Raw genomic sequence first — 8,937 nt, 5'->3', positions numbered from 1 at the left:
GCGAGGCATCGTCTTAACGAGGCACCGAGGCGTCGCATTCTTCAGATGGTTCAACCCTTAAGTTAGCGCTTATGGGAGCAATCCCCGCATATCCGGTTGTCAGGTCAGGATGGTAAGGCACCTGCTTTACACTTTCGCCCGTGGTCAGTGATGGCTGCGGGCGAATCGTACCAGATGTTGTCAATTAATCGTGTTGGCACAGCGTTATGACTATCTTTTCTTTTATCTGCCAGTGCACAGCAAACATCTCATTCTCACGATGAATGATGACCTGCTGTTTATTCCAGCTAATTATCTGATAGTCCAGAAAACCTGCATCAGTTTGGATCTCACTTGCCTTAAATGCGCTCTCTTTGGCGGAAAATGCCAGTGTCAGCGCCAGAGAAAAGGCTAAACCGCAGTCTGCGAGTCGCTCGTGTTCTGCTGGTGTAATAATGTTGTCTGTCAATTCGGTCGCTGTTTGCGCAGAAAAAATTTCTTCGATATCAACGCCAATCGGTTGACGGGAAACCACGGCCAATGCCGTAGCCCCGCAGTGGCTAATACTGCCGTATACCTCCGCAGGCCACACCGGTTGGCGTAGCTCGCCGATTGCGGGCACACATTTATAGCCATATTCCCGCAAAGCATAAACAGCAGCGATCCGTCCGGCTAAATGCTCTGTTTTACGTTTACGTCCAGCGTGTTGCAGTTGTGCGTAGTGCGGCAGCCAGAGTAAATCCTGCTCACAAAAATTCGCCGGATCGAACTCAACAAAATGCAGCGTATGTCCGGCAAAGGGGAGGGAGGTATGCGTAGTTTTCATATCGACCATATTCGAGACTGATGACAAACGCAAAACTGCCTGATGCGCTACGCTTATCAGGCCTACATGGTCCTGCAATATATTGAATTGGCAAGATTTTTGTAGGCCGGATAAGGCGTTCACGCCGCATCCGGCATGAACGACGCGCACTTTGTCAACAATCTGACGTTAGCATCAGAAGTGAGTGTTTACGCTCATATACCACGTACGTCCCGGCTCGTTATAGGTATACGCCCCGGCACCGGCGATATAGTTGGCCCCTGCCAAATCGCCCGTGGTCTGGGCATTACCCGCACGCCACAAACGTTTGTCGAACAGATTGTCCACGCCGCCGGTCAGACTGACATTCTTCGTCACATCCCAGGTCGCGCTCAGGCCAACAATGCTGTAAGGACTAATTTCTTTGGTTTCCGGTCCAACCGCTGGCTGACCTTTATAGTTGTACTTCTTCGGCTGCTGCTTGCCGTACCAGGTGAAGGTCGTTTGCATCGACAAATCTTCCCGTGCCTGCCAGCTCAGCGTTGAGTTCAACGTATACTCCGGGATGATCGACAAACGGTCGCCCGTGGTTTTGTTTTCACTCTTCAGCATATAAGTGATGTTATTGGTCCACATCACCGTTTCGCTAACCGGTACGTTTAACGATCCTTCCAGACCTTCAACCACCGCTTTCGGCACGTTATCCCACTGATAGAGATCGGTGCCGACTGCGTTTTGCCATACAGCCACATAGCCCGCTTCAATCTTATTGCGATAATCGTTACGGAACCAGGTGACGCCCGCCAGCCAGCCGTCGCGTTTGAACTCCAGACCAATCTCTTTGTTGATGCTGGTTTCTGCTTTCAGGTCATCGTTACCTTGCAGATAGCAGCCGCCCGCGCTGGCATAGCAACCCTGACCTTTACTGTAGAGAATGTAGTTCGGGTTAGTCTGGTACAGGCTCGGCGCTTTATAAGCACGGGCGATGCCCATTTTCAGCGTGAAGTCATCGCCTAAACCTTGCGATATGTTCAGCGCCGGGCTCCAGTTATTGCCGACAATACTGTGATGATCGAAACGCAGCCCCGGCGTTACGATGGTGCTGTCAGTCAGCTCCATGTTGTTTTCGGCAAACAGCGAGAAAATTTCTGCTTTTGAATACGGGCTACGGTCGGTGGCACTCACGCCATCAATAGCGCCACCGGTATTCGTTCCGGTCAGTGCCTGGGTGTTGGAACTTAAGTCCTTCATCCGTTGCTGATTCCACTCCGTACCCAGCGTCAGCGTCTGGTTAACGAGGAAATCAATCGGCAGGTTAACTTCGCTATGCAGCATCACGTCATCAAGATCGATATCGACGAAATCCTGTGTCGCTTTTTCGTTAAATTTCCCTTCGGTACCGCCCGCCAGACCTTCCGGAATACGCGAGTTACGGGTGTGTTCGTACTGCACCCAGTTGCTGGTGGTCACGCCGTTATCCCAGCCACCGTTCCAGGTCAGCGCGTAGTTCTGGCGATACAGACGGTTGGTTTCATCGCCATATTTCGAGCGGGTATAGGAATCGGAGTTGGTATTCTGGGTGTCGCCCGCATACAGGTTACCCTGGCGGCTGTAACCTGCTTCCAGTTCCAGCGATTGCAATGGCGCGAAATCCCAGCGCACCACGCCATTAATATCTTTGTTGATTACCCCTTCGCGCCCGGCTGGTAACGTCGTGGCATACGTTCCGGCACGCGCGGACTGATGGCCCTGGTTGATATCCCACGCGTCAGCCTGGGTTTTGTCGAGGTTGCCATACAAACGGAAGCTGAATTCGTCGCCCAGCGGACCGGTCAGGCTAAAGTTAGTGCGTTTGGTGGCACCTTCCTCTTTATGTTCTGGCGCATTGAAATATGCGTCCCAGGAGCCGTGCCACTCGCCGCTGCCTTTTTTGGTAATGATGTTAACCACGCCGCCCGCCGCGCCGTTGCCATAACGCGCAGCTGCCGGACCACGCAGAACTTCAATACGTTCAATCATTTCAGGTGGCACCCAGGAAGTATCACCACGGGTATCGCGCTCGCCACGCCAGCCCTGACGCACCGAGTTACGGCTGCTTACCGGCTTGCCGTCAATCAAAATCAGCGTGTTTTCCGGACCCATACCGCGAATATCAATCTGTCGGTTATTCCCACGCTGACCACTGGTGGAGTTACCGGTCAGGTTAACGCCTGGCATGGTACGGATGATCTCCGACACATCGCGGGCAACCGGGTTTTTGCGGATTTCATCTGCGGTGATGGTCGAAACGCCAGGCGCCTGTAAGTTCTGCTCGGCGGCGGTAACGACAATAGTATCGTCATGTGAAACAGGAGTATCGGTCGGCTCTTGTGCCTGCGCTACCCCATAAATCCCCAGATTGACCAACAAGGCCAGGGAATGAATCTTCTTGTTCATTGTTTTATTCCTGCATTTTTGCCACGAATTGCAACTGTCGGGCATGGTCGTCATCAACACGACGCATCCCGCTACCGCGAAAACCTTTGATCCTGAAAGACACGCAGTGCAGTTGGTTAATTAATGTCCGCGCTTCCCACGGCGCGCCATTACGCTATTGCAAATGCAAATAGTTATCAATAATATTATCAATATATTTCTGCAATCAATGAAAAATTGCACAGTAAACATGGGGTTATGGTGTGACGGCGTTAAAAGTAGGAAGTGAGAGCTGGTGGCAGTCGAAACATGGCCCGGAATGGCAGCGTCTGAATGACGAAATGTTTGAGGTCACTTTCTGGTGGCGTGATCCCCAAGGTTCTGAAGAATACTCGACGATAAAGCGCGTATGGGTCTACATCACTGGTGTGACCGATCACCATCAGAACAGCCAGCCCCAGTCGATGCAGCGAATTGCAGGCACTAACGTCTGGCAGTGGAAGACACAACTCAATGCCAACTGGCGCGGCAGCTACTGCTTTATTCCCACCGAACGCGATGACATTTTTTCTGTACCATCCCCCGATCGCCTCGAATTGCGCGAAGGCTGGCGAAAACTATTACCCCAGGCGATAGCCGATCCGCTGAACCTACAAAGCTGGAAAGGCGGGCGAGGGCACGCTGTTTCTGCACTCGAAATGCCGCAAGCGCCTCTGCAACCGGGATGGGATTGTCCGCAAGCGCCAGAAATACCTGCCAAAGAAATTATCTGGAAAAGTGAACGGTTGAAAAAGTCACGGCGTGTATGGATTTTTACCACCGGCGATGCAACAGCAGAAGAACGCCCGCTGGCAGTTTTGCTCGATGGCGAATTTTGGGCGCAAAGTATGCCCGTCTGGCCAGTGCTGACTTCGCTGACCCATCGTCAGCAACTTCCTCCCGCCGTGTATGTGTTGATCGACGCTATCGACACCACGCACCGCGCCCACGAACTGCCGTGTAATGCGGATTTCTGGCTCGCAGTACAGCAAGAGTTATTACCCCTGGTGAAAGCTATTGCCCCTTTTAGCGATCGTGCCGATCGCACCGTGGTTGCCGGGCAGAGTTTTGGTGGGCTTTCCGCGCTGTATGCCGGACTGCACTGGCCTGAACGCTTTGGCTGTGTATTAAGCCAGTCAGGATCGTACTGGTGGCCGCATCGGGGCGGGCAGCAAGAGGGCGTGTTACTTGAAAAGCTAAAAGCTGGTGAAGTTAGCGCCGAAGGTCTGCGCATTGTGCTGGAAGCGGGTATTCGCGAGCCGATGATCATGCGGGCCAATCAGGCGCTGTATGCGCAATTACACCCCATAAAAGAATCCATTTTCTGGCGTCAGGTTGACGGCGGACATGATGCGCTTTGTTGGCGCGGTGGCTTGATGCAGGGGCTAATCGACCTCTGGCAACCACTTTTCCATGACAGGAGTTGAATATGGCATTCAGTAATCCCTTCGATGATCCGCAGGGAGCGTTTTACATATTGCGCAATGCGCAGGGGCAATTCAGTCTGTGGCCGCAACAATGCGTCTTACCGGCAGGCTGGGACATTGTGTGTCAGCCGCAGTCACAGGCGTCCTGCCAGCAGTGGCTGGAAGCCCACTGGCGTACTCTGACACCGACGAATTTTACCCAGTTGCAGGAGGCACAATGAGCCAGCATTTACCTTTGGTCGCCGCACAGCCCGGCATCTGGATGGCAGAAAAACTGTCAGAATTACCCTCCGCCTGGAGCGTGGCGCATTACGTTGAGTTAACCGGAGAGGTTGATTCGCCATTACTGGCCCGCGCGGTGGTTGCCGGACTAGCGCAAGCAGATACGCTGCGGATGCGTTTTACGGAAGATAACGGCGAAGTCTGGCAGTGGGTTGATGATGCGCTGACGTTCGAACTGCCAGAAATTATCGACCTGCGAACCAACATTGATCCGCACGGTACTGCGCAGGCATTAATGCAGGCCGATTTGCAGCAAGATCTGCGCGTCGATAGCGGTAAACCACTGGTCTTTCATCAGCTCATTCAGGTGGCAGATAACCGCTGGTACTGGTATCAGCGTTATCACCATTTGCTGGTCGATGGCTTTAGTTTCCCGGCCATTACCCGCCAGATCGCCAATATTTACTGCACATGGCTGCGTGGCGAACCAACGCCTGCTTCGCCGTTTACGCCTTTCGCTGATGTAGTGGAAGAGTACCAGCAATACCGCGAAAGCGAAGCCTGGCAGCGTGATGCGGCATTCTGGGCGGAACAGCGTCGTCAACTGCCACCGCCCGCGTCACTTTCTCCGGCACCTTTACCGGGGCGCAGCGCCTCGGCAGATATTCTGCGCCTGAAACTGGAATTTACCGACGGGGAATTCCGCCAGCTGGCTATGCAACTTTCAGGTGTGCAGCGTACCGATTTAGCCCTTGCGCTGGCGGCTTTGTGGCTGGGGCGATTGTGCAACCGCATGGACTACGCTGCCGGATTTATCTTTATGCGTCGACTGGGCTCGGCGGCGTTGACGGCTACCGGACCCGTGCTCAACGTTTTGCCGTTGGGTATTCATATTGCGGCGCAAGAAACGCTGCCGGAACTGGCAACCCGACTGGCGGCTCAACTGAAAAAAATGCGTCGTCATCAACGTTACGATGCCGAACAAATTGTCCGTGACAGCGGGCGAGCGGCAGGTGATGAACCGCTGTTTGGTCCGGTACTCAATATCAAGGTATTTGATTACCAACTGGATATTCCTGGTGTTCAGGCGCAAACCCATACCCTGGCAACCGGTCCGGTTAATGACCTTGAACTGGCCCTGTTCCCGGATGAACACGGTGATTTGAGTATTGAGATCCTCGCCAATAAACAGCGTTACGATGAGCCAACGTTAATCCAGCATGCTGAACGCCTGAAAATGCTGATTGCCCAGTTCGCCGCGGATCCGGCGCTGTTGTGCGGCGATGTCGATATTATGCTGCCAGGTGAGTATGCGCAGCTGGCGCAGCTCAACGCCACTCAGGTTGAGATTCCAGAAACCACGCTTAGCGCGCTGGTGGCAGAACAAGCGGCAAAAACACCGGATGCTCCGGCGCTGGCAGATGCGCGTTACCTGTTCAGCTATCGGGAAATGCGCGAGCAGGTGGTGGCGCTGGCGAATCTGCTGCGTGAGCGCGGCGTTAAACCAGGGGACAGCGTGGCGGTGGCACTACCGCGCTCGGTCTTTTTGACCCTGGCACTCCATGCGATAGTTGAAGCTGGAGCGGCCTGGCTACCGCTGGATACCGGCTATCCGGACGATCGCCTGAAAATGATGCTGGAAGATGCGCGTCCGTCGCTGTTAATTACCACCGACGATCAACTGCTGCGCTTTAGCGATGTTCCCAATTTAACAAGCCTTTGCTATAACGCCCCGCTTACACCGCAGGGCAGTGCGCCGCTGCAACTTTCACAACCGCATCACACGGCTTATATCATCTTTACCTCTGGCTCCACCGGCAGGCCGAAAGGGGTAATGGTCGGGCAGACGGCTATCGTCAACCGCCTGCTTTGGATGCAAAATCATTATCCGCTTACAGGCGAAGATGTCGTTGCCCAAAAAACGCCGTGCAGTTTTGATGTCTCGGTGTGGGAGTTTTTCTGGCCGTTTATCGCAGGGGCAAAACTGGTGATGGCTGAACCGGAAGCGCACCGCGACCCGCTCGCTATGCAGCAATTCTTTGCCGAATATGGCGTAACGACCACGCACTTTGTGCCGTCGATGCTGGCGGCATTTGTTGCCTCGCTGACGCCGCAAACCGCTCGCCAGAGTTGCGCGACGTTGAAACAGGTTTTCTGTAGTGGTGAGGCCTTACCGGCTGATTTATGCCGCGAATGGCAACAGTTAACTGGCGCGCCGTTGCATAATCTATATGGCCCGACGGAAGCGGCGGTAGATGTCAGCTGGTATCCGGCTTTTGGCGAGGAACTGGCACAGGTGCGCGGCAGCAGTGTGCCGATTGGTTATCCGGTATGGAATACGGGTCTGCGTATTCTTGATGCGATGATGCATCCGGTGCCGCCGGGTGTGGCGGGTGATCTCTATCTCACTGGCATTCAACTGGCGCAGGGCTATCTCGGACGCCCCGATCTGACCGCCAGCCGCTTTATTGCCGATCCTTTTGCCCCAGGTGAACGGATGTACCGTACCGGAGACGTTGCCCGCTGGCTGGATAACGGCGCGGTGGAGTACCTCGGGCGCAGTGATGATCAGCTAAAAATTCGCGGGCAGCGTATCGAACTGGGCGAAATCGATCGCGTGATGCAGGCGCTGCCGGATGTCGAACAAGCCGTTACCCACGCCTGTGTGATTAACCAGGCGGCTGCCACCGGTGGTGATGCGCGTCAATTGGTGGGCTATCTGGTGTCGCAATCGGGCCTGCCGTTGGATACCAGCGCATTGCAGGCGCAGCTTCGTGAAACATTGCCACCACATATGGTACCGGTGGTTCTGCTGCAACTTCCACAGTTACCACTTAGCGCCAACGGCAAGCTGGATCGCAAAGCCTTACCGTTGCCTGAACTGAAGGCACAAGCGCCAGGGCGTGCGCCGAAAGCGGGCAGTGAAACGATTATCGCCGCGGCATTCTCGTCGTTGCTGGGGTGTGACGTGCAGGATGCCGATGCTGATTTCTTCGCGCTTGGCGGTCATTCGCTACTGGCAATGAAACTGGCAGCGCAGTTAAGTCGGCAGGTTGCCCGCCAGGTGACGCCGGGGCAAGTGATGGTCGCGTCAACTGTCGCCAAACTGGCAACGATTATTGATGCTGAAGAAGACAGCACCCGGCGTATGGGATTCGAAACCATTCTGCCGTTGCGTGAAGGTAATGGCCCGACGCTGTTTTGTTTCCATCCTGCGTCCGGTTTTGCCTGGCAGTTCAGCGTGCTCTCGCGTTATCTCGATCCACAATGGTCGATTATCGGCATTCAGTCACCGCGCCCCAATGGCCCCATGCAGACGGCGGCAAACCTGGATGAAGTCTGCGAAGCGCATCTGGCAACGTTACTTGAACAACAACCGCATGGCCCTTATTACCTGCTGGGGTATTCCCTTGGCGGTACGCTGGCGCAGGGTATTGCGGCGCGACTGCGTGCCCGTGGCGAACAGGTGGCATTTCTTGGCTTGCTGGATACCTGGCCGCCAGAAACGCAAAACTGGCAGGAAAAAGAAGCTAATGGTCTGGACCCGGAAGTGCTGGCGGAGATTAACCGCGAACGCGAGGCCTTCCTGGCAGCACAGCAGGGAAGTACTTCAACGGAGTTGTTTACCACCATTGAAGGCAACTACGCTGATGCTGTGCGCCTGCTGACGACTGCTCATAGCGTACCGTTTGACGGTAAAGCGACGCTGTTTGTTGCTGAACGCACACTTCAGGAAGGTATGAGTCCCGAACGCGCCTGGTCGCCGTGGATAGCGGAGCTGGATATCTATCGTCAGGATTGTGCGCATGTGGATATTATCTCTCCAGGGACGTTTGAAAAAATTGGGCCGATTATTCGCGCAACGCTAAACAGGTAAATTAATATTATTTATAAACCCATAATTACAGAAAATAATTATGGGTTTTTTATTTGTTTGATTTATAGGTTTGATGAATATTTCTCTTAAATAGAGTGAATGTTGCATTCAGTGGAAGGAATTTACAAACTTCAGCTTCGGATAATTATCACCAACTGGTAAAGTGAGCGCCG

The 8,937-nt window shown here is 54.0% G+C and carries 5 protein-coding genes; 3 read left to right on the top strand and 2 right to left on the bottom strand.

Going from position 1 to position 8,937, the window contains the following annotated elements:
- Positions 1–184 precede the first annotated feature (184 nt).
- A complete protein-coding gene (gene entD, locus RTW80_RS08995; RefSeq protein WP_001506608.1) occupies positions 185–805 on the bottom strand; it encodes an enterobactin synthase subunit EntD in 621 nt (206 codons plus the stop codon).
- 174 nt (positions 806–979) lie between these two features.
- Positions 980–3,220, bottom strand: coding sequence for a siderophore enterobactin receptor FepA (gene fepA, locus RTW80_RS08990; RefSeq protein ID WP_032247978.1), 2,241 nt, complete (start codon positions 3,218–3,220; stop codon positions 980–982).
- A 242-nt stretch (positions 3,221–3,462) separates the two neighbouring features.
- Here fepA and fes point away from each other — a divergent pair, with 242 nt between their 5' ends.
- The 3 genes from fes to entF are packed head-to-tail and all read left to right on the top strand — an operon-like array spanning position 3,463 to position 8,764.
- Positions 3,463–4,665, top strand: a complete 1,203-nt coding sequence (gene fes / locus RTW80_RS08985; RefSeq protein WP_000125832.1) for an enterochelin esterase — start codon at positions 3,463–3,465, stop codon at positions 4,663–4,665.
- Positions 4,666–4,667: 2 nt separating this feature from the next.
- Complete coding sequence (ybdZ, locus tag RTW80_RS08980) at positions 4,668–4,886, top strand: enterobactin biosynthesis protein YbdZ (RefSeq protein WP_000885798.1); 219 nt, start codon at positions 4,668–4,670, stop codon at positions 4,884–4,886.
- Positions 4,883–8,764, top strand: coding sequence for an enterobactin non-ribosomal peptide synthetase EntF (gene entF, locus RTW80_RS08975; protein ID WP_033548623.1), 3,882 nt, complete (start codon positions 4,883–4,885; stop codon positions 8,762–8,764). The genes ybdZ and entF overlap by 4 nt, the downstream gene beginning before the upstream one ends.
- Positions 8,765–8,937: the final 173 nt, after the last annotated feature.

The sequence above is a fragment of the Escherichia sp. AM3 genome (assembly GCF_032029835.1).
GTDB classification, from domain to species: domain Bacteria; phylum Pseudomonadota; class Gammaproteobacteria; order Enterobacterales; family Enterobacteriaceae; genus Escherichia; species Escherichia coli.
This window is presented reverse-complemented; position numbering and strand designations above follow the sequence as displayed.

What these genes read in the sequence shown, in the direction of transcription:
- entD (WP_001506608.1), bottom strand. Translation starts at nt 805, where the DNA reads ATGAAAACTACGCATACCTCCCTCCCCTTTGCCGGACATACGCTGCAT.
- fepA (WP_032247978.1), bottom strand. Translation starts at nt 3,220, where the DNA reads ATGAACAAGAAGATTCATTCCCTGGCCTTGTTGGTCAATCTGGGGATT.
- ybdZ (WP_000885798.1), top strand. Translation starts at nt 4,668, where the DNA reads ATGGCATTCAGTAATCCCTTCGATGATCCGCAGGGAGCGTTTTACATA.
- entF (WP_033548623.1), top strand. Translation starts at nt 4,883, where the DNA reads ATGAGCCAGCATTTACCTTTGGTCGCCGCACAGCCCGGCATCTGGATG.